Annotated in this window: 1 protein-coding gene; it reads left to right on the forward strand. The window is 66.3% G+C overall.

Annotation, left to right across the window (positions count from 1 at the left end; genetic code table 11):
* A partial coding sequence (gene fliG / locus ACSBPG_RS31935; protein ID WP_435541292.1) for a flagellar motor switch protein FliG occupies positions 1 to 962 on the forward strand: 962 nt, incomplete at both ends.

Here is a 962-nt window from a genome sequence, read left to right on the forward strand (position 1 = left end):
CCCTCACCGGTCCGGAGAAGGCGGCGATCATGATGCTGGCCCTCGGGGAGGAGCACGCGTCGAAGCTCTTCACGATGATGGACGACGAGGAGATCAAGGAGCTGTCGCAGGTGATGGCCAACCTGGGGACGGTGTCGGCCAACATCATCGAGCGCCTGTTCGTCGAGTTCGCCGAGCAGATGTCGGCCACCGGCTCGCTGGTCGGCACCTTCGATTCCACCGAGCGCCTGCTGCTGAAGACCCTGCCCAAGGACAAGGTCGACAGCATCATGGAGGAGATCCGCGGCCCCGCCGGGCGCACCATGTGGGACAAGCTGGGCAACGTCAACGAGACGGTGCTCGCCAACTATCTCAAGAACGAGTACCCGCAGACCGTCGCCGTGGTGCTCTCCAAGGTGCGCCCCGAGCACGCCGGGCGCGTGCTGACCCTGCTGCCGGAGAGCTTCGCCATGGAGGTCATCATGCGCATGCTGCGCATGGAGGCGGTGCAGAAGGAGGTGCTCGACGACGTCGAGCGCACCCTGCGCACCGAATTCATGACCAACCTGGCCCGCACCACCCGGCGCGACAGCCACGAGATGCTGGCCGAGATCTTCAACGGCCTCGACCGCACCACCGAGCACCGCTTCATGGCCGCCCTGGAGGAGCGCAACCGCGACAGCGCCGAGCGCATCAAGGCGCTGATGTTCACCTTCGAGGACCTCGCCAAGATGGACCCCTCCGGCGTCCAGACGCTGCTGCGCAACGTCGACAAGGCCAAGCTCGGCACCGCCCTCAAGGGCGCCTCGGAGACCCTCAAGGACCTCTTCTTCTCCAACATGTCCGAACGCGCCGCCAAGATCCTGCGCGAGGACATGGCCGCCATGGGACCGGTCCGGGTGCGCGAGGTCGACGAGGCCCAGATGTACATGGTCCAGCTCGCCAAGGACCTCGCCGCGCGCGGCGAGATCGTCATCGCCGAG

Source organism: Azospirillum sp. ST 5-10 (genome assembly GCF_051225715.1).
GTDB lineage: Bacteria > Pseudomonadota > Alphaproteobacteria > Azospirillales > Azospirillaceae > Azospirillum.